This window comes from Actinoplanes sp. NPDC049599 (assembly GCF_044465625.1).
Classification (GTDB): Bacteria; Actinomycetota; Actinomycetes; order Mycobacteriales; family Micromonosporaceae; genus Actinoplanes.
Map to the genome: position 1 here is coordinate 191,823 of NZ_JBITLX010000008.1, position 19,205 is coordinate 211,027.

Annotated in this window: 17 protein-coding genes; 9 read left to right on the top strand and 8 right to left on the bottom strand. The window is 69.0% G+C overall.

Annotation, left to right across the window (positions count from 1 at the left end; all coding sequences use genetic code 11):
* Positions 1-156: 156 nt before the first annotated feature.
* The gene (locus ACIBQZ_RS17510; protein ID WP_396089672.1) at positions 157-1,905 is read right to left on the bottom strand and encodes an IS481 family transposase; all 1,749 of its coding nucleotides are present in this window, start codon (positions 1,903-1,905) and stop codon (positions 157-159) included.
* Positions 1,906-2,475: 570 nt separating this feature from the next.
* Here ACIBQZ_RS17510 and ACIBQZ_RS17515 point away from each other — a divergent pair.
* Positions 2,476-3,411 carry a hypothetical protein gene (locus tag ACIBQZ_RS17515; protein ID WP_396089673.1) on the top strand — a complete coding sequence of 312 codons (936 nt, stop codon included), beginning with the start codon at positions 2,476-2,478 and terminating at the stop codon, positions 3,409-3,411.
* Positions 3,412-3,807: 396 nt separating this feature from the next.
* On the opposite strand, the gene ACIBQZ_RS17520 is transcribed toward ACIBQZ_RS17515, so the two are convergent.
* From ACIBQZ_RS17520 to ACIBQZ_RS17540, 5 genes are all read right to left on the bottom strand, one after another.
* The gene (locus ACIBQZ_RS17520; protein ID WP_396089674.1) at positions 3,808-4,023 is read right to left on the bottom strand and encodes a hypothetical protein; all 216 of its coding nucleotides are present in this window, start codon (positions 4,021-4,023) and stop codon (positions 3,808-3,810) included.
* Positions 4,024-4,048: 25 nt separating this feature from the next.
* On the bottom strand, positions 4,049-4,378 hold the full coding sequence (locus tag ACIBQZ_RS17525) for a type II toxin-antitoxin system HicB family antitoxin (protein WP_396089675.1): 330 nt from the start codon (positions 4,376-4,378) through the stop codon (positions 4,049-4,051).
* A gap of 1,134 nt (positions 4,379-5,512) precedes the next feature.
* Positions 5,513-6,373, bottom strand: coding sequence for a hypothetical protein (locus ACIBQZ_RS17530; RefSeq protein WP_396089676.1), 861 nt, complete (start codon positions 6,371-6,373; stop codon positions 5,513-5,515).
* A 231-nt stretch (positions 6,374-6,604) separates the two neighbouring features.
* A complete protein-coding gene (locus tag ACIBQZ_RS17535) occupies positions 6,605-7,480 on the bottom strand; it encodes a S8 family peptidase (protein ID WP_396089677.1) in 876 nt (291 codons plus the stop codon).
* Positions 7,481-7,549: 69 nt separating this feature from the next.
* Positions 7,550-8,188 carry a class I SAM-dependent methyltransferase gene (locus tag ACIBQZ_RS17540; RefSeq protein WP_396089678.1) on the bottom strand — a complete coding sequence of 213 codons (639 nt, stop codon included), beginning with the start codon at positions 8,186-8,188 and terminating at the stop codon, positions 7,550-7,552.
* 37 nt (positions 8,189-8,225) lie between these two features.
* On the opposite strand from ACIBQZ_RS17540, the gene ACIBQZ_RS17545 reads away from it, so the two are divergent.
* From ACIBQZ_RS17545 to cutA, 3 genes are all read left to right on the top strand, one after another.
* Positions 8,226-8,822, top strand: a complete 597-nt coding sequence (locus tag ACIBQZ_RS17545) for a DinB family protein (protein WP_396089679.1) — start codon at positions 8,226-8,228, stop codon at positions 8,820-8,822.
* 115 nt (positions 8,823-8,937) lie between these two features.
* Entirely contained in the window at positions 8,938-10,104 is a 1,167-nt protein-coding gene (locus ACIBQZ_RS17550) for a calcium-binding protein (RefSeq protein ID WP_396089680.1), read from the top strand.
* 3 nt (positions 10,105-10,107) lie between these two features.
* Complete coding sequence (cutA, locus tag ACIBQZ_RS17555) at positions 10,108-10,440, top strand: divalent-cation tolerance protein CutA (protein WP_396089681.1); 333 nt, start codon at positions 10,108-10,110, stop codon at positions 10,438-10,440.
* On the opposite strand, the gene pyrE is transcribed toward cutA, so the two are convergent.
* Positions 10,418-10,933, bottom strand: coding sequence for an orotate phosphoribosyltransferase (gene pyrE / locus ACIBQZ_RS17560; RefSeq protein WP_396089682.1), 516 nt, complete (start codon positions 10,931-10,933; stop codon positions 10,418-10,420). The genes cutA and pyrE overlap by 23 nt on opposite strands.
* Positions 10,934-11,001: 68 nt before the next feature.
* Here pyrE and ACIBQZ_RS17565 point away from each other — a divergent pair, with 68 nt between their 5' ends.
* From ACIBQZ_RS17565 to ACIBQZ_RS17575, 3 genes are all read left to right on the top strand, one after another.
* Positions 11,002-12,165 carry an FIST signal transduction protein gene (locus ACIBQZ_RS17565; protein ID WP_396089683.1) on the top strand — a complete coding sequence of 388 codons (1,164 nt, stop codon included), beginning with the start codon at positions 11,002-11,004 and terminating at the stop codon, positions 12,163-12,165.
* A 17-nt stretch (positions 12,166-12,182) separates the two neighbouring features.
* Entirely contained in the window at positions 12,183-14,399 is a 2,217-nt protein-coding gene (locus tag ACIBQZ_RS17570; protein ID WP_396089684.1) for a putative bifunctional diguanylate cyclase/phosphodiesterase, read from the top strand.
* A 109-nt stretch (positions 14,400-14,508) separates the two neighbouring features.
* Positions 14,509-14,805, top strand: a complete 297-nt coding sequence (locus tag ACIBQZ_RS17575) for a hypothetical protein (RefSeq protein WP_396089685.1) — start codon at positions 14,509-14,511, stop codon at positions 14,803-14,805.
* 59 nt (positions 14,806-14,864) lie between these two features.
* Here ACIBQZ_RS17575 and ACIBQZ_RS17580 read toward each other — a convergent pair whose 3' ends face one another.
* Positions 14,865-15,968, bottom strand: a complete 1,104-nt coding sequence (locus tag ACIBQZ_RS17580) for a glycoside hydrolase family 19 protein (protein ID WP_396089686.1) — start codon at positions 15,966-15,968, stop codon at positions 14,865-14,867.
* A gap of 206 nt (positions 15,969-16,174) precedes the next feature.
* Between ACIBQZ_RS17580 and ACIBQZ_RS17585 the strand changes: the two genes are divergently transcribed.
* Together ACIBQZ_RS17585 and ACIBQZ_RS17590 are read left to right on the top strand one after the other, a co-directional pair.
* A complete protein-coding gene (locus tag ACIBQZ_RS17585; RefSeq protein WP_396089687.1) occupies positions 16,175-17,461 on the top strand; it encodes a methyl-accepting chemotaxis protein in 1,287 nt (428 codons plus the stop codon).
* Positions 17,462-17,507: 46 nt separating this feature from the next.
* Complete coding sequence (locus ACIBQZ_RS17590; RefSeq protein ID WP_396089688.1) at positions 17,508-18,980, top strand: GGDEF domain-containing protein; 1,473 nt, start codon at positions 17,508-17,510, stop codon at positions 18,978-18,980.
* Positions 18,981-19,205 lie beyond the last annotated feature (225 nt).

The following is a 19,205-nucleotide window of genomic DNA, read 5'->3' on the forward strand; positions in this document are numbered from 1 at the left end:
GATCAGAAGGTTAGCCTCGATCACCCTGACGAACGCGTGTCGCACATCAATCGACGGGACATCGCGAGATCACGCGAGATCACGACGCGAGATCACGACTGTCTAGTCCCACCTGATGCTTGACGTTTCCGTCCCAGCTCTGGCTTGACGGTTGGTCTAGGTTTTGGGGTCGGCCTTGCGGGGCCGGTGGGCTTTGATGCTACGGATCGGCTGCTGGTTGGTGCGTCGGACGGTTTGTGGCCCGGCGTCGGTGTGGATGGCCAGGTCGGTGTCGGTGACCTCGATCGTGACGGTCTTTCCGGCGTTGACGCGGCCGAGGGCGACCTTTTGCCCGACGACCATGACCACGCCGGAATTCGACGCCCGGCGCTGGACCTGGACCGGTCCGGTCGCGGGTTGAGGTGGTGGGCCGGCGGGGCGGACACCGCGTAGGCGGCTGATGTCGGCCGGGGTGAGCGGGTTCGGCCGGGTCCGTAGTAGCTGGCGGGTGTCGAGGTCGAAGAAGGTCAGGGTGGCCGGCTCGATCCGGATGCCGACCCGGCGCCCGCCGAGGATCTCCGCGGCCAGGATCAGGTGCTGGCCCAGCGACACGGTCCCGGCCCGGTTCACCGTCCGGTCCACCTCGACCGCCGCACCAGGCTCGGTCGGGGGCAACGGCGGCGGGCCGGCGGGTCGGCCGCCCTGACGCAGCAGAGCGGCGAGGTCGTTGACCGACAGATGCGATCGCATCGACTTGATCCGGGCACCAGCGATCAGCAGGTGGATGACGTCGGTGTCGGCCCAGAACGTCACCGTGACCCCGGAACGGGCCGGGCCGAGCCAGAACTGCCGCTGGCAGACCATCAGGTTCCCCGACGGCGGCACCACCCGGTCGAACTCGACCGCCTCACCCGACCACGTCGTCGCCGGCAGCGTGATCGCCTGCAGTTGCGGTGTCGGCGCCGGCACCGGTTCGGCCGAAACCGCCAGCGAGGCCGGCAGTTTGACCGGCACCGGGCTCGGCCCGGCCGGGCGGAACCGGTCGGCGGGGAACGCCATGTCGAGGGATTGGTGCGGCCGGTCGGTGTTGTATTCGTGTCGGAACACGTCGATCGCCGCCTGCACCTGGTCGATGTCGGTCCAGGTCGCCACATCGTCCAGCAGCTCTCGCCGCAGGGTCTGGTGGAATCGTTCGACCTTGCCGGTGGTGGTCGGAGTCGCCGGCTGGGTGAGCCGATGGATGATGCCGTTCTCCCGGCAGATCCGGTCGAACATCACCTCACCGCCGTTACCGAACCGGGCGGTGAACTGCTTGCCGTTGTCGGTCAGCACCTCCTCCGGCACCCCGAACTGCTGCAACGCCCCGGCGAAAGCCAGACAGACCGCCCGGCCGGTGGCCCGACGGGTCACCGAGGCGATCACGCAATAGCGGGAATGGTCGTCGACGCCGGTCACGACCTTGACCTCGGTCCCATCGGCCAGGAAGATCCCACCGACGATGTCCATCTGCCACAACTCCATCGGCCGGTCCCGTTCCCAGCGCACGTAGTCCTTGCGGCCCCGCCGCCGTCGGGCCGGGGTCATCAACCCGTGACGGATCAGGATCCGATAGACCGTCATCCGCGACGGCACCTCACCAGGGCAGCCATGACGGCCGAGCTCGAAGGCGATCCGGCGTGACCCCCACTTCGGGTGGTGCCGGCGCAGCTCACACACCAACGCCTCCACCTCCGGCGACGCCTGATGAGCACAGCTCTCAGGCCGGTGAGACCGGTCCTGCAAACCGGCCAGACCCTCCTCGGCATAACGGCGCAACCAGGCATGCACGCTCTGCCGCGACACCCCCACCTTCGCCGCTATCTCCACGACCGGATCACCGGCCAGGACCGCCATCACGGCCTGATACCGCTGTTCCACGATCGACATTCCCACCAGTGCCAATCCCGGCCCCCAGATGCTCGTGCTGCCGCAACAAACACGAGATCAAGAAGCCGAACGGTGATCATGTCAAGCATCAGGTGGGACGCGAGTGTCAAGCATCAGCCGTGACGGGACACGCGAGATCACGACCTACTGCCGAATAGATCTTTTCTGAATCAAGGCGCCGCGCAAGCGCGGCGCGGCCGGACGCGCTCGGCCTGCTGGCGGCCTCCGGCCGGCATCGGCCGGCGCACCGGCCAACGCTCTCGGATGGCGCCAGATCCAGTCCCTGCCTCCGGCGGGGGCTCTTCAAGCTTCTGGGATTCCCCTCCGCCGTCGATCCAGGCCAAGCCGAGCAGGCCTGGCCCAGGGCGCCAAGGTCGTACGTCCGGTAGGGCGCTCCACCTTGGCGCCCTGGGCCAGGCCTGCTCCCCGGTGGGTGGGTCGACGGCGGACGGGATGGCAACGGTTTACTGATCCGGCTTCGCAAGGGTTGAGTCGCTTGTCGGCGAACAGACGGCAAAATTCGGCCGGGCCTATCTACGAAGATTCGTCCATCTCTTGTAGATTGCAGGCATGTTCTCTTCTCTCATCGCCGCCGCCTCGGAAAACACTGCCGATTGGTCGTCGAGCAAGCTAATTACTCCCGTAATAGCTGCGCTTCTTGGATTTGTGAGCGGGTATTTTTTAGAAATAGTCAAGTCGAGACGCGGCTTGCGGACCATATTGGCGTGGGATCTAAAGTTAGAAGAGCCGGAACTTAGTTATGGCGCAACACAGGCTGGCCGAATAAAGATAAGCTACCAAGGCCGCGAAGTCGACCGCCTAGTTAGCTTGCGTTACACGATCACCAATGCCGGCAACATGTCTATCAAGAATCAGACTGTACGGTTCGAATTTCCTGACGATGCCGAGATCTTGCAGCGCGAAATAGACCCCAGCCCCGATCCGGAGATGGGGGTGCAGGACATCACAAATAAAGATCCGGCATTCGCGGGCCCGCGATACAAAGTCAGTCAGCTAGACCCTGGTGAATCCATCTCGTTTGCCTTCGCGGCGAACGGAGGCACTTGGCACAACTGGAAGGGTGCCAAGCTTCGCAACGAAGACAGTAATGTCATCTACCAACGTCGGGACGTCGCATTGCGCCGCGATGATCAGACACATGTGGTGCCATTCTTGTTCGGCCTTACGGCTATGTTGATTATAGCCACGCTGGCAGGAGCGGGATCACTGGCCATATGGATTGTGGGCAAGTTCTACATCACAGATTTGGCGTACTTTACGATCATCATTCTGCTAACTCTCCTATTTGCGACCGTGGCTGCATACCTTCTATCGCATGCGCGCCACGCTATAAGATCCATTGCGCGAAGGTCAGCGACTGGCGGTCGTAGTAGCGACGCCTCGTTGGTGGCCCACGGTGAAAACGCTTGGTTCGCATACGCACCTAATGGCGTCGTTCGGATAACGCCATCGAAACCTAGCTCAGCGAATGACGATTCCTTGTGAGTTTTTGATGGAGCACGCGGACTTGCCAGTAGCGAGTCGCTACTGAATTGGCCGCGTAGAAGGCGTCTCAGCCGCGAGGGAACACCTCGTGCCGGAGCTGCAGTCGATGGGGCCTCCAAGGCCAGCCGCCGCTGGCATCCTGGGAGTGATCTGGGAGTAGATCTTGAGAGGTCTACCTTCACAGGCTTGATCATCCCGACGCACACCAACGCCGTGACCTGGCCTTCTGGGTAGAGCGCGGGATGCCGGCTGATCATGATCCTAATTCGGGACGAAGAGGCCGTCGGTTCAAATCCGGCCACCCCGACCCTTGAAACACCAGCTCAGGGCTGGTCCTCCACGCGGAGGACCGGCCCTGAATTGCTTCCAGCCTGCTCTGGGAGTGGATCTTGTTTCTCACTCCCCGACCTCTTTCCGGCGAGCCTCAAGAAGCCGGTCCAGGACGACGACCGGGGAGTGCGACGCCATCGCGAGCCGGGCATCCAAGGCGGCCTTCCACAGCCTCGTCAGTTGGGCGAGGAACTGATGGCGCATGGCCGGCGTGATGTGGGAGTAGCGCGCCTGGACCGAGCCGTCGAAGTGCCCCATCCGGCCGTCCTGGAGTACGGCCACCTTGTGGCTCGTCAAATGCTGAAAGTCAGGCTCCGGCAAGTCGGGAGGACGCCAGCGCGTTCAGCGAGACCCCCTGCTCTGCGGCGCGTATCGCGAGGCGGCGGTGGACTTCTTCGGGAACGCGGACCTGGAACTTTCCTGAGTAGCGCTTGTCGGCGATGGCGACGGGGGGTTCTTCACCCGACGTCTGCATGTCGGCGACGATCTCCTCGGCCACGCGCTGAATGCCGATGAAGGCTTCCATGCGGTCCTCGGCCAGCCACGACACTGACGGCAGCTCAGCCACGGTGCCGAGGTACTCACCGTCTTCCGTCGACCAGTGAACTCGGTAGGTGTAGTGATCCGCCACGCTCACGATCGTTCCTCCAACTTCTTGATCGCGGTCAGGACCTGTTTGACCTGGTAGGGCTTCGCCTTCCCACCCTTGTCCTGGATGTTGACCCGAGGGTCGCCAGGCCACGGCATCTTGAACACGTAGTGCGACGTACCTTGCGATCTGGGTTCCCCGAAGTAGTGCCGACAGACGAACAGCAGGTCTGCGAATCGGACATTGTTGGGGATGTCGGCGGATCATGATCCTAATTCGGGGCGAAGAGGCGTCGGTTCAAATCCGGCCACCCGTCCAGCCCAGGGGCCACTTTCAGTCTTGGAAGTGACCCCTGATGCTGTCTGTCGTGCACCGCGCCCGGGCGGCCGGCTCAGTGCAGGCAGTTGGTCATGCAGGCCGTTTCGCCGCCTCCGATACTGCAGCACTTGAGGTCTGGTGGGCAGCAATGCGACCCGCACGGCCGCCACCCCGTTTGGCACATCACCTGCGGCGGGGGCGGAGGAGGCGGCTTGGGTATGAAGCATCCGCCGTGGCCGTCGCAATGGCTGAACGGGGGACAGCAGGTGCCGTCGGGGCACACATGCGACGGATATGAGCACCAGCCCCCTGCCGTGCACGTCCCGGTTGAGGGGTCGTGACACTCGCCGGCGCAGCACACCTCGCCCTTGGCGCAACAGGAGCCGGCGCAGACTGCCTGGTCGGCCGGGCAGCAGCCGTGCCGCGAGTTCGGGTCGTCCTCGGCCACGCAGTGCTCTCCCGCGTCGCAGCAGCCGCCGCCGAGGTCGAAGACGTTGGGCACGCCGGAGCAGTGGTGCGGGCAGCACTCCGAGGCGGCGCACTCCGAGGAGCAGACGGCGGAGACTGCGTCGCAGCTCGCCTGTGCGAGGGCGGCGGCAGTGATGACGGCTGGGCAGGCGGGCGGGAAGATGCAGCCGGCCACGATCGCGGCCGCGCCCGCGGAGCAGTAGCCGAGGTTCTTGACGCAGCCGTTGACGCAGTCATTGCACTCGGCCATCGGCCCCGCGGTCGGGTGGTAGGCCAGTCCGACGCTGCCGCTGCGGCGGCTCCGGCCGGGTCCTGAGGACCGGTACCGGCGTGTGCTGGTGTACAGCGATCTCTCGGCCGTCATGGGGGGAACGCGCATCAGCATCTCCATCTCCGCTAGGCGTGGAAGTAGGCGCCCAGCCCGGTCACGAGGAACGGGAACTCCTCGGTGACGTCCACCCGCGCGGACCACTTCTCGACAAAGTTCGTGGAGCGGTTCCGGAAGGAGAAGATGACGTCCATGAGGTTTCTCGTCATCCCCGCCCCGGACGGCTGGACGTCAAGAGCGTCGAGGGTGACTCCCGCCGCGAACAACTCGTATGCCTTCGCGTACAGGGCCGGATAACGCAGCGCGAGATAGTTGATCGCTCGGTGCTCGTCCAGATTGCCGACGTTGTCGGCCATCCTCAGAACCCGGTCGAGGATCTCCTCGACCGCGCCGTCAAAGGCCTTCTCGTTGACCTTCGCCGGCTTCGGGACGGCTGCGACGAACGAGTCGTAATCAAAAGAGTAGATCTGGGTGAAACCGACGAGCGGCACCATCAGCCCATTGCACACCTCGGGCGGTGCGACGGGTCCCCGGATACCGACCACCACATCAACATCGGTGGGGCGTGGCCGTGATCGCAGCGAGGCCACCAAGACCTCCATGTCGACCGGATTCCGCGGATACAACAGATAGGTGTCGAGATCGGAGATGGTGAACACCCAGCACAACTGGTTGGCGAGGTAGCGATTCTCCGGGCGGGAGAGAACGGACAGGAACAGCTCTCTGTCGGTCAACCCTTCCGATGAGGTCCGGCCGGCGGCCTGGGTGAACTCCTTCTCGAGGCTGAGCAGTGGAAAACGTGGTTCGATTCTGCCCATCGCGTAGACGTACGAAGGGGACGCCACAGCTCCGGCGTGATCGCCGCATGAAGGGCAGGTGGATGGCGGGCGGGCGGACGACACGTCTGCCGAGGCGGTGTCAGCGGACATCTCGGCTCCCGGTGGGCGAGGAGTGCGAAGTGGGCGCGTGGCGTGGCGCCAGCTGCACACGCCGGTTCAGTGCTGCCGCTCTGCGCCTGCAGCCGCCGCACGGTGTGAAACCGAACGCGCGGGTGGCGCGTGAGATCACGTCACCGAGTCCGACCTGCTCCTCGATCAGGAACCCGGGCAGGCGCACTGTTCTCGTCGGCACGCCGGGGGCGACGTTTTTGTCCTGTTCGGTCATTGCCCCTCCAACTCCTTCTGGACTGCGGACATGTCGAGCAGCGCGGGAACGGCACGCGGTGCTTGACGACTCTGGATCGATACGGCCCGGCGGATGCTCGCCGCCGAGCGGTCGGGATACGCCGACCAGAGCAGGGCCAGCGCCGCTGACACATAGGCCGTCGCGACGCTCGTCCCGCGCAGCATCTGGTAGCCGCCGGCGAGGTCCAGTCCGAGGGTCGGCCAGCCCGGTGCCCCCACTCCCTGGCATCCGAGGGTGCTCCCGACGTGAGTCCGGTTCGTCGGCCTGCCGTCGGCGAGATAGGCGATGACCCGGATCGGCCAGGCGTGCTGCCGCGCCAGGCCGCCGGACGTGGTGGCGTCGTTTCCCGTTGCCCGGACGACAAGAACGCCTTGTGCTGCGGCGTAGTTCATGACGTCGGCAAAACGGCGCTCGATGCGCGGACCGGGGCGGACGAGTTCAATGCTGAGGTTGACGATCATCGCCCCGAGACTGACGCAGCTCTCGATCGCTGTCAGCATCGAGTCGGCGTCCAGTTCATCGGGCGAGCCCGCACGCCGCGCGGCAACCGGGTAATTCAGGATGTGGGCATTCGGGCAGATCCCCGGCACCCGCGACCCCGCATTCGCGCAGATGACGCCCGCCACGAAAGTCGCATGCGACGACCCCATACCTCGGGGCACTTCACCAAGGGGGCCGATGGTGCGAATGGCGGAAGTCGTCAGGTCGGGGTGCTGCGCGTCGACAATGCCGTCAACCACCCCAATACGGACCGGGGTGCGCGCAAAACGTGAGGAAAGTAGGGGCGACAGCCGCATTTTGTCGATCGCGAGGTCGCGATCGGACGATTCAGCGGCCGTTGGCTGACCCATCAACAAACACTACCGCCGGACAACGCGGAAATGGCCGCGAGTTGCGGCAACCGGTGAATCGCGCACACCTCACCGGTGGGCGAAGGCGAAGCCACCCTCGATGTGCGGGGCCGGGTGATGGGTCATCTCGGCCTCGACCGTGAACCCGGCCGCCGTCAGCCGGCCCGCGACCTGAGCCGTCGAGCGGCGATGGACATAGACCTTCATCGGGTGGCCTCCGTACCCCTCGGTTTTGAGCACTTTTCCCGCACCCGCGTGGAAGCCGAGCAGCAAGGCCCCGCCCGGCCGGAGCACCCGGAAGAACTCACTCAGGACCTTGGGCACCTCGTCGTCCGGCACGTGGATCAGGGAGAACCAGGCCAGCAGGCCGGTCACGGACTCGTCGGGCAGGTCGAGCTCCGTCATGGAGCCGACCTCGAAGCGCAGCCCGGGATGGTCCCGCCGGGCGACCTCGATCATCGCGGGTGACAGGTCGATGCCGAACGCGTCCAGGCCGATGCCCCGCAGGTATCCGGTGATCCGGCCCGGGCCGCAGCCGATGTCGGCGACCGGCCCGTTTCCCCGGGCGCGTACCAGCTCGGCGAAGAGCCCCAGAAGGCCCCGCTGGAACGGCTCGCCGGCGAGCGCCTCGCGCAGCAGGCCGGCGTAGCTGACGGCCACGGTGTCGTAGGAAGCCCGGGTGTCGTCGAGCCAACCGGCAGCACGCATGCGGAGCACGATAACGCCCTGTGCGATCCTCGGCGGCATGACCGTGTCGGACCCGAAATCGGATCTCGCCCACTACCTCCGGCTCGCCCGGGAAGCCCTGCTCTGGAAGCTGGACGGGCTTTCCGAGTACGACGTGCGCCGCCCGCTCGTCCCGACCGGCACCAATCTGCTCGGTCTGGTCAAGCACGTCGCCGGCGTCGCCGCGGGGTATTTCGGGGCGACCTTCGGGCGGCCGTTCGGTGAAGCGCTGCCGTGGCTGGACGAGGGTGCCGAGCCGAACGCCGACATGTGGGCCACCGCCGAGGAGTCGCGGGACAGCATCGTCGGCTTCTACCACCGGGTCTGGGCGCACGCGGACGCTACCATCACCGCACTCCCGCTGGACGCCCGCGGGCGCGTGCCGTGGTGGCCGGCCGATACCAACGAGGTCACCCTGCACCAGATCCTCGTGCACATGACCGCCGAGACCAACCGGCACGCGGGCCACGCCGACATCGTTCGCGAGCTCATCGACGGGGCGGCCGGCGCCGGGGCGGGCAGCGACAACATGCCGGGCTTCGACCAGGCGTCGTGGGGCTCCTATCGGGACCGCCTCGAAGCCGCCGCGCGGGAGGCGTCCGCCACCGACGGCTGAAGTCCCATTGTGGACACCGGACCTTGCCGGGATGGCGTATCTTGTCGGCCAGTCGACGCCGCCATGGGGGAAACGTATGCGTGACAAAGCCCTGCCAGCCCTGGGATTCAGCGCCATGCTGGGCCTCGGATCCCTGCTCCTCGCCGCACCCGCGCAGGCCGCCGCCACCGGCACCGTGGCCGTGGGCACCTACCTGCAGTACAAAGCGGCCGACGGCAAGAAGAACCAGCTGGTCGTCACCCGCTCCGGCACCACCATCACCTTCGACGACACGGTTTCGCTCAAGGCCGGCAAGGGCTGCCGGGCCGTCTCCGGGCACAAGACCGTCGTCACGTGCACGGTCGCCAACCCCGGCACGGTCATCGTGACGCTCGGCGACCAGAACGACTCCTTCGTCAACCGGACCGGCCTGCGGTTCAACGTGTACGGCGGCTCCGGCAACGACAAGCTGACCGGCGGCGCGGCCATCGAGCTGCTCGACGGCGGCACCGGCGCCGACAAGCTGTACGGCAACGCCGGCGACGACACGCTCCGCGGCCGGGCGGGCAACGATCTGCTCGACGCCGGCGACGGCGGTGACCGCCTCGAGGGTGGCGACGGCAACGACACCCTGGTCGGGCGCACCGGCAACGACACCATCGACCCCGCCGCCGGCAAGGACACGGTCTGGGCCGGCGCCGGCGAGGACCACATCTACGACGGCGTGAAGTCCGCCGACGTCTTCCACGGCGGCACCGGCTTCGACTGGCTCGCCTACGGCAACCGCACCAAGGCGATCATCGCGGACGCCGACGGGCGCAGCGGCGACGACGGCGAGAGCGGCGAGCACGACAGCATCGGCCTCGACGTGGAGGGCCTGGAGGGTGGCCCCGGCAACGACCGGCTGACCGGCAACGCGTCCGCCAACGCCCTCAACGGGTACGGCGGCAACGACGTGCTCGCCGGCCTGGGCGGCAACGACCTGCTCAAGGGCTGGAACGGCAAGGACACTGTCGATGGTGGCGCCGGCGACGACGAGGTGTACGGCGGCTTCGACAACGACACCCTCTTCGGCGGCACCGGCGCCGACCTGGTCGTCGGCGGCGACGGCTTCGACAAGGTGTCCGGCGGGCCCGGCAACGACAAGCTGTACGGCTGGACCGTGCCGGTGGTGCCGGACGGCGGCCCGCCCGTCGAGCAGGACCCCGACGACGACCGGGTCGGCGGCGACCTCGACGGTGGCCCGGACGACGACCTCTGCCTCCCGGGCGAGCCCGGCAGCTACGTCAACTGCGAGCTCTGAGCCGTGCCCGGCGAGCAGGTCTGCGAGGTGGTGATCACCGCCGCCGACGCCGATTGGCTGGCCGGCTTCACCCGCCGGCTCGTCGAGGACCGGCTCGCCGCCTGCGGGCATCAGACCGCCGCGATCCGCTCCGTCTACCGCTGGGAGGGCGCGGTCCACGACGAGCAGGAGGCCCGTGTCGCCCTGCACACCCGGGTCACGCTGGTCGAACAGATCGTGGCGCGGGCCGACGCCGAGCACCCGTACGACGTGCCGTGTGTGCTCGCCGTACCGGTGCTCGGGGGGAATCCCGCCTACCTGGAGTGGGTCCTGGCTATGACAGATCGGCGCGGGTGAGCAGCGCCCGCAGCCGGATGCCCTCCTGGGCCAGCGCCTCGGCGCCGCCCTCCTGCCGGTCGATCACGCACAGCGCGTGGTCGACGTGCGCGCCGAGCTTGCGCAGCTCGCCGGTCGAGATGACCACCTGGCCGCCGGAGGTGACGACGTCCTCGACCACCAGCACCCGGCGGCCGGCCACCTCGGCGCCCTCGGCGAGCCGGGCGGTGCCGTACTGCTTGGCCTGCTTGCGGACGAACGCGCACGGGAGTCTGGCGTGCCGGCCCAGCGCGGTCACCACCGCGATGCCGCCCATCTCCAGCCCGGCCAGCACCTCGGTGCCCTCGGGGATCAGCACCGCCATCTGCTCGGCGAGCCGGTCCAGCAGCACCGGGTCGGCCTCGAACTGGTACTTGTCGAAGTATTCCGTGGCGGTGCGGCCGGAGCGGAGCACGAACTCGCCGGTCAGCCGGCTCACGTCGCGGACCTGCCGCGCAAGGTCAGAGTCAGTCACGCACCCAGCCTGTCAGGACACGACGAGAAGAACTCAGTTGGGGGGCGCGGCCTGCCGATCGGGAGAACGTGCAGACTGTCAAAGGGCGGTGGTTCGGCGCCGGCCACAGCGCCGCGCCGGATTCCGTGAAGGCCGGCGCCGAGGCTGTGGCCACGGCGCTCGGTGGGCGTACCGCCAAGGCTGTTTTCGTTTTCTGCTCCACCGGCCATGACCTGACCGCGCTGCTCGCCGCGGTCCGGTCCGAGGCGGGCCCGGCGGCGGAGATCATCGGCTGTACCACCCTGGGCGAGCTGTCGTCCACGGGCGGCGCGACGCTGGGCTCGGTCGCGGTCATCGCGCTGGGCGGTGACGGCTTCACGGTACGAACCCGGGCGGCGCAGGTCGGTGCGCACGGGCACCGGGCGGCCGGGGCGGACGTGGCCGCGGCGATGACCGGCATGGACCGGCCGTACACCACGCTGATGCTGCTCTGCGACGGCCTGACCGGTGACCCGCACGAGGTCGTCCGGGGCGCCTACTCCGTGCTCGGCGCGGCGGTGCCGCTGGTCGGCGGCTTCTCCGGTGACGATCACGGCTCGCGGCGCTCCTTCCAGTTCCAGGGCGACCAGGTGCTGTCCGGCGCGGTGGTGGGGATCGCGCTCGGTTCCGACGCGCCGCTCGGGGTCGGCATCGCGCACGGCTGGCAACGGACCGAACCGGCGATGGTGGCCACCCGCAGCGACGGCGGCCGGGTCTTCGAGCTGGACGGCGAGCCCGCTCTCGACGTGCTGCTGCGCCGACGGGGCGCGGCCACGGCCGCCGACCTCTTCGAGGGAGACGCCTCCCTGCTGGCGCTGGGCTTGTCCCGGCGCAACGGCGAGGACATCCGGGTGCTGCACGGCGGCGACGAGAACGACCGGTCGCTCCTCGCGTCGGCGCCGGTACCGCAGGAAGCGGTCTGCTGGCTGATGGACAGCGAGTACCAGGCGATGATCGGCGGGGCCGCGCAGTCCTGCGCCCAGGCGGTCGACGCGCTCGGCGGAGCGGCGCCCCTGGGCGTCTTCACCTTCGACTGCGGCGGCCGGCGCGGCGAGCTCGGCCCGGACGGCACCCGGGAGGAAGTCGCGGCCATTCGTGGCGTGGTGGGCGGTGCGGTGCCGTTCGGCGGTTTCTACACGATGGGCGAGGTCGCGCGGGTGCGGGGCTCATCCGGCGCCCACGCCCTCACGCTCGTGACGCTGGCCCTGGCCTGACCATGGTCTCCTGGTCGATGCACCAGCTCACGGACTACTTCGCTGTGGTGACCGCGGCGGCGGACGAACCGACGGCGATCGCGCTGGCGGTGGAGCGGGCCGCCGAGCTGGTCGACGCCGAGGTGGGCGCCGTGGTGCTGCACGAACAGGTATACGGCGCGTGGGGCTTCGGCGCGGACGTACCGGTCCAGGCGCTGCTGGCCATCGCGCCGGCGCCGGGCGTGCTGACGGTCACCGGCCTGGGCGACCTGCACGCGGTGCCGAACGACCTCGGCGCGGACCTCGGCGGTGCACTGATCGTGGCGCGGCTGGACGAGCCGCTGAACGCCGAGGAGCGGCAGGTGCTGCGGGGCATGGCCAGGGTGCTGGGCCTGGCCCTGCGGAGCATCCGGGTGCTGGGCGCGGAGCGGACGGTCCGGGCCGAGCGCGAACGCGAGGCCGCCGAGCGTCTGGTGCTGCTGGAGCAGGCGCGGACGCGGGGGATGCTGGTCGAGGCGCTGCTGACGATCCAGCGGGAGATCTCCAACCGCAAGCCGCTGCCGGAGATCCTGGACGCGGTCACCAGCGGCACGGCGGCCCTGCTCGGCGGCGTACCCGTGGCGCTCGTCCTGGCCGGGACGGATCGCAACCCGCGGCTCACCGTGGCCTCGGCCTCCGGTCCCGACGGCGCCGGCGGCGCCGACCCGGAGGGAACGCACCCCGCCGCCCGGGAGGCGATGACCACCGGCACCGTGCTGATGCGCCCGGCCGACCCGGACCGGCCCGGCCACGGCACGGTCATCGCCGCGCCGTTCCGGGTGACCGGCGAGGTGGCCGGCAGCCTGATCGCCCAGCTGCCGGGCGCCGTCGACCGGTACGCCGAGCAACGCGACCAGCTCGCCGCCTTCGCCCAACAGGTCAGCCTCGCGCTCACCGACGCCCGTACGGTCGAAGCGGTCCGCGAGGCGCACCACGACGCGGTGACCGGTCTGCCGAACCGCGGCCTGTTCCTGCAGATCTTCCACCGGGTGCTCGCCTCCCGCACCGCGACGACCGGCCCGGCCAGCGTCCTCTTCATCGACCTGGACCGCTTCAAGGCGGTCAACGACAGCCTCGGCCACGAGGCCGGTGACCAACTGCTGGCCGCGGTGGCCGGCCGGCTGCGGGGGTGCGTCCGGGCCGGCGACACCACCGCCCGCCTCGGCGGCGACGAGTTCGCCGTGCTGATGACCGACTCGCCCGGCGAGACGGCCGTCGAGGTGGGCGAACGGGCCATCGCCGCGATCAAGGCGCCGTTCCGGATCTCGGGCCGGGACGTCTTCATCGGGGCGAGCATCGGGGTGGCCGCCTGCGGGTCGGCCACGGACCCCGACGTGCTGCTGAACCAGGCGGACGTGGCGATGTACCGGGCCAAGAAAGAGGGACCGGGCAAGGTCGTCGTCTACGAGCCGCACATGCACGCCGAAGCGCTGGACTACCTGAGCCTGCGCGGCGATCTGTGCCAGGCCCTGCCGGGCGGCGAGTTCCAGTTGCAGTACCAGCCGTTGGTGCGCCTGGACACCGGCGAGATCACCGGGGTGGAGGCGCTGATCCGCTGGCACAGCCCGGCTCGCGGCCTGGTCCTGCCGACCGACTTCATCCCGGCCGCCGAGGAATCGGGGTTGATCGTGGAGATCGGACAGTGGGCGCTGGAGACCAGCACCGCCCAGGTGGCGGCGTGGCGCCGGGTGCATCCCGGACTCAACCTCAACGTCAACGTCTCGGGCCATCAGCTGATGCATCCGCGGTTCGCCGCGGACGTGACCCGGGCGCTGGCCGTGGCGGGGCTGCCGTCGAGCGCGATGACGTTGGAGCTGACCGAGTCGGTGTTGATGAGCGACCCGCGGGCGGCGGTGGCGTCCCTGGCGAGCCTGCGCGAGCTGGGGGTGCGGCTGTCCATCGACGACTTCGGTACGGGGTACTCGTCACTGGCGTACCTGCGGCAGCTGCCGGTCGACGAGCTGAAGATCGACCGGGCGTTCATCGCGCGGACGGAGCTGACCGACGAGGATCTGGCCCTGGTCCGGACCATCGTCGAGCTGGGGCACATCCTCGGCCTGCGGGTGATCGCCGAGGGGATCGAGAATGCCGCCCAGCTCGACGCGTTGCGCCGGCTCGGATGCTGCTACGGCCAGGGATACCACCTGTGCCGGCCGACGGATGCCGCCGATCTGCCGGGATTGTTCAGAGACCGGTCCCCGGTGCAGGCCGCCTGAAACAAGGGGTCACCCGAACGCGTAGTTGACTCGCGGCCACGCATGAACGCTGTCCTTTTTGGGCTATTTTGCGGGCTGTAGGCCGTCAACAATCGCTGAAAGGCTTGTCGTGACACCCTTCGCGCTGCTCTTCCTACTCGCCCTCGCCGGCTCTACCTGCTTCGCCCTCGGCCGCGCCCTCGGCCGTGGCGAACGCTACGAGAAGGGCTACCGCGAGGGCTTCCGCGACGGCGAGACGGGCTCGCTCGCCCGGGCCGCGCGGCTCATCCAGATCAACGAGCGGCGGCCGATCGCGCCCGCCCTCGAATCGATGCTGGTGCCCAGCACCGTGCCCCAGCAACTGCCCGCCCGGTCGGTCAGCCCGGCCGTCGTCGGGGTCCCGGCCCGGCCGCAACTCGCGCTCTAGACCCAGGCAGAGGGGGTACGGCCGCAGCGACCGCACCCCCTCCCGCCCCTGAGAAACGATCAGCAGGACAGGTTGCCGCCCGGGCTCACACCGAGGATGCCGGCGAACCGGTTGTAGGCGTCGATCCGGCTCTGCACCTGAGCGGGGTTGCCGCCGTTGCATTCCAGCGAGCCGTTGATGCTGCGGATCGTCTCGCCGAAACCACGGCTGTTGACCATGGCGTCGTGCGGGGTCATCGTGCCCGGGCCGCGCTGGGTCATCCAGTACCAGACGGCGGTCTGGTAGGCGATCGACGCCTCGTTCTTGACCCGGTCCGGGTTGTTCAGCAGGTCGATGCCGAGCGCGTCGCCGGCCGCCTTGTAGTTGAAGTTCCAGCTCAGCTGGATCGGCCCGCGGCCGTGGTACGCGTTCTGCCCGGCCGGGCAGCCGTAGGACTGGGAGCGGTCGCAGTAGAGCGGCCAGTTCGCCTGGTTGATCTCCTCGACGTAGACCAGGCCGCCGGACTCGTGGTTGACGTTCGCCAGGAAGGCCGCGGCCTCCTGCTTCTTCACCGTGTCACTGCCCGTGGTGGTGAACGCCGGGTACTTCTTGACCGCGTCGATCAGGCCGGCGTACGAGTAGAACGGGATCCGGCTCGGGAACATCTGGTTGAACTGCGACTCGCTGACCGGGAAGCTGCCCGATCCGCCGCCGGGCGGCGGGGTGGTCGTGCCGCCACCGCCGTTGCACGCGAACGGCTCCCAGAACCAGGTGCTGATGATCGGGTCGTAGCCCGGGTTCTCGTACTTGGCCCGGTAGTAGTTGCCGTTGGTGTACTTCACGATCGAGCCGGCCGGGTAGAAGGTGCCGGCCGCCCAGTTCGGGTAGTTGCAGGTCGTGCCGCCACCGGGGGGCGGCGTGGTGCCACCGCCGCAGGCGCCGTTGTCGGCCCAGACGCCCGAGCCGCCGGTGCTCGGCGCCTCGCCCTGGGTCCACCACTTGGCGGTCCAGTTCCGGCCGTTGTACGAGGCGCGCATGCTCCCGGTGTAGACCGTGGAGTTGTTGTAGGCGGCGACGCAGGCCTCGGCCGCGTTCGAAACCGTCATCGGCAGCAGGGCCGCGGCGGTGCCCGCCAGGGCGACGCTGATTGTGGCCACGATCGATAGGAGCCGTTTTTTGGACATGGCTCACCTTCCGTGCGTCGGGGGACGCGCACTGGCGCGAGGGGAACGGGGAGTTACATCGACTCAACTAGATACGGCCGTATTTGTAAAGAAACTTCAAGAATTAATCTCGGCCACGGCAACGGAGGCGCTACTCGCGAACACCGGCGGCGGCACCGGCGGCGGGACATCCTGATCGAGGACCCCGCTCTGTGAAAGGTGCACCGATGAGCATGCTCGGCCGTCTTGTCCCCCAGGTCACCCTGTCGGACCAGGCCTTCGCCGCCCGGCACCGGGTGCTGCGGTTGCTGTTGTGGCTGCACGTACCGGTGATCCTGGTGCTCGGTTTCTTCACCGGGGAGCTCGGTCCCGGCCGGCACGCCACGATGCTGCTGGCCGTGCTCGGCGCGGTGCTGGTCTGCGGCGTGGTCTCCGGCACGGCGGCGACCCAGCTCGGCCGGGCCCTCTGGACCAGCATCGGCTTCCTGCTCGCCACCGACGCCGTGGTGCACGCCGGCGGCGGCGCGATCGACCTGCACTTCCACTTCTTCGTGGTGATCGCGCTGATCAGCCTCTACCAGGAGTGGATCGCGCTGGCGGCGGCCGTGGTGCTGGTCGCGGTGCACCACTTCGGCATCGGCCTGATCGCCCCCGAGCTGGTCTTCGCGCACGGCGCGCACTCCACCGGCGACATCCTGGGCCGGGCGCTGCTGCACTCCTTCTTCATCCTGGCGATCTCGGCCGCCCAGATCACCTACTGGCACTTCGACGCCGTCGCCCGCCGGGAGAACGAGCGTCAGCAGGCCGAGCAGGCCGAGCAGAGCGCGAATCTGCTGCGCGCCGCCGCCGACGAGGCCGCGCGCCGGGAGGAGACCGCCCGCGCCGAGGCCGCGTCCCAGCTCGACCGGGCCGAGCAGATGGCCGTCCGGCTGGAGAGCGTCCTGCAGCACACCAGCGAGACCGGCGCCCGCCTGCGCACCGACGCGGACGAGGCCCTGGGCGGCTTCGAGTCCGCCCTGTCCGACGTGGCCCGCACGGTCGAGCACGCCAGCGACCAGGTCGGCACGACCCTGACGGACGCCGACCTGGCGCTGAAGTCCCTCGAGGAGCTGCGCACCTCCGTGGCCGACATCGCGACGATCGCCGGCCTGATCCAGGCGGTCGCCGACCAGACCAACCTGCTGGCCCTGAACGCGACGATCGAGGCGGCCCGGGCCGGCGAGGTCGGCAAGGGCTTCGCGGTCGTGGCCAGCGAGGTCAAGCAGCTGGCCGGGCAGACCGCGGAGGCGACGGCCCGGATCGAGGCCACCGTCAACGACGTCACCACGGGCGCGGCCGCGGTCGGCGCGGCGGTGTCGGGGATGACCAGCCGGCTCAGCTCGGTGGCCGACGCCCAGCGCCTGGCCTCCGCCGTGATGGGCGAGCAGGTCACGCTGGCCGGCCAGACCCGCGGCCTGGTCACCTCGGCCGCGGACGAGGTGGCCCGCTCCGCCTCGGCGGTCAGCGTCCGCTGAGCGCGGGAAACCTCAAGACGACGGTACGGCCACCGATAGTAGGCGCATGCAGACCATCAACGAGGCGGGGAGCCCCCACGGGCATCCCCGCCTCGTTCATGTCGCGTTCGCCGTGAGCACGGTGGTCGCCTGCGTGCTGTACCTGCTGGGCCCGCAGTGGGTGCGGCTCGGGATCGTGACGGTCGTGAGTGCCGTACCGATCGCCGCGATCGCCGTCGGGATCCGGATCAACCAGATCGACCGGCGCGGCACCTGGCTCATCCTGTTGCTCGGCTCCGGCCTCTTCACGATCTTCAACTATCTCTGGTTCATGGATCTCGGCCTGGGCGTGCCGGTCGGCGCCGCCGGACCGGGCAACCTGCTCGTTCAGGTCGCCGCCTACCTGTGCGTGCTCGGTGCGGCCCTGATGGTGGTGGTCCGGCACGGCGCCGGCGACCGCGGTGGCATCCTCGACGCCGCGCTGATCGCCATCGGCATGATCACGCCGGTGTGGGAATTCCTGCTCCGGCCGCACCTGCTCCAGATCGGCTCACCCGCCGCCTCCCAGGCGGCCTATCTGATCAAACTGCTGCTGCTGACGGCGACCCTGGGTGCGCTGCTGCGGATCGCCGGCACCGCCGGCACCGCCCGCACCGCGATGAACTACTTCTTCGTCAGCCTGGCCACGGCCGTCGTCAGCGTGGTGGCCTCGCTGCTGACCACCAGGATCGACAGCGACTACTACTCGCCGCTGGTCGACCTGTGCGCGATGATCGGCTACCTCGGCGTGGCCGCGGCGGCCCTGCACCCGAGCGCGAAGGACTTCGCCCACGCCATCGGCTGGCGGCGCCGCGAGCTGACCCCGGTGAGCCTGCGCAGCCTCGGCCTGGTGCTCGCGCTGGTGCCGGTGGTCGGCAGCCTGCCGCTGCTGTTCGGCCGTGAGCCGGACACGCTGCTGCTGTCGCTCGGCACGCTGCTGGTGATCCCGCTGGTCATCATGCGGATCGGCCTGCTGCTGGCCCAGCGCACCGCCGACCAGGAGGCGCTGCGCTACCAGGCCCACCACGACGAGCTGACCGGCCTGGTCAACCGGCGGCGCTTCTTCGCCCTGCTCGACGAGGCGGTCCTCCGCTGCCGCCGCGGCGAGCTGCCCGGCCTCGCGGTCCTCTACTGCGACCTGAACAAATTCAAAATCATCAACGACCAGTACGGCCACGAGGCGGGCGACCAGGTCCTGCGCACCTTCGCGGAACGGCTGACCACGGCGATCCGCCCCGGCGACCTGGCCGCCCGGATCGGCGGCGACGAGTTCCTGATCCTGTGCCCGTCGGCCGGTCCGGGTGAGGCCGAGGTCCTGCGCCGGCGCGTGGAGGAGCTGGCGGCCGAGCCGGTGCGATGGGCCGGCCACGAGTTCGGCATCGGCGCGGCGGTCGGCGTGGCCACCGGCACCGGCGCACACCTCTCCGGCGATACCTTGGTCACCGCCGCCGACGCCGAGATGTACTCCCGCAAGGCGTCCACGTCGGTCTCGCACCACTGACCTTCCCGCCGAACGCCGTCGCTCTTCCGGCCGATGTCCGCGCCGACCGGCTCGGCTGCGCAGACGTTCTTCGCCCGCCGGATCGCGTTCGTCTCGATCACGTCGGCACCCGGCCGACTTCCCGTCGCGCCTACGGCGTGTCGGACCGCGGGACACCCATGGTGAGCCGGCGGCCGGGTTTCTTGGACTGGGGCTCGGCCGCGCACCAGTCCTCGTCCCGGTCCG

What these genes read in the sequence shown, in the direction of transcription:
- ACIBQZ_RS17530 (WP_396089676.1), bottom strand. Translation starts at nt 6,373, where the DNA reads ATGTCCGCTGACACCGCCTCGGCAGACGTGTCGTCCGCCCGCCCGCCA.
- ACIBQZ_RS17590 (WP_396089688.1), top strand. Translation starts at nt 17,508, where the DNA reads ATGCAGACCATCAACGAGGCGGGGAGCCCCCACGGGCATCCCCGCCTC.
- ACIBQZ_RS17585 (WP_396089687.1), top strand. Translation starts at nt 16,175, where the DNA reads ATGAGCATGCTCGGCCGTCTTGTCCCCCAGGTCACCCTGTCGGACCAG.
- ACIBQZ_RS17545 (WP_396089679.1), top strand. Translation starts at nt 8,226, where the DNA reads ATGACCGTGTCGGACCCGAAATCGGATCTCGCCCACTACCTCCGGCTC.
- ACIBQZ_RS17580 (WP_396089686.1), bottom strand. Translation starts at nt 15,968, where the DNA reads ATGTCCAAAAAACGGCTCCTATCGATCGTGGCCACAATCAGCGTCGCC.
- ACIBQZ_RS17540 (WP_396089678.1), bottom strand. Translation starts at nt 8,188, where the DNA reads ATGCGTGCTGCCGGTTGGCTCGACGACACCCGGGCTTCCTACGACACC.
- ACIBQZ_RS17515 (WP_396089673.1), top strand. Translation starts at nt 2,476, where the DNA reads ATGTTCTCTTCTCTCATCGCCGCCGCCTCGGAAAACACTGCCGATTGG.
- ACIBQZ_RS17570 (WP_396089684.1), top strand. Translation starts at nt 12,183, where the DNA reads ATGCACCAGCTCACGGACTACTTCGCTGTGGTGACCGCGGCGGCGGAC.
- ACIBQZ_RS17535 (WP_396089677.1), bottom strand. Translation starts at nt 7,480, where the DNA reads ATGGGTCAGCCAACGGCCGCTGAATCGTCCGATCGCGACCTCGCGATC.
- ACIBQZ_RS17550 (WP_396089680.1), top strand. Translation starts at nt 8,938, where the DNA reads ATGCTGGGCCTCGGATCCCTGCTCCTCGCCGCACCCGCGCAGGCCGCC.
- ACIBQZ_RS17510 (WP_396089672.1), bottom strand. Translation starts at nt 1,905, where the DNA reads ATGTCGATCGTGGAACAGCGGTATCAGGCCGTGATGGCGGTCCTGGCC.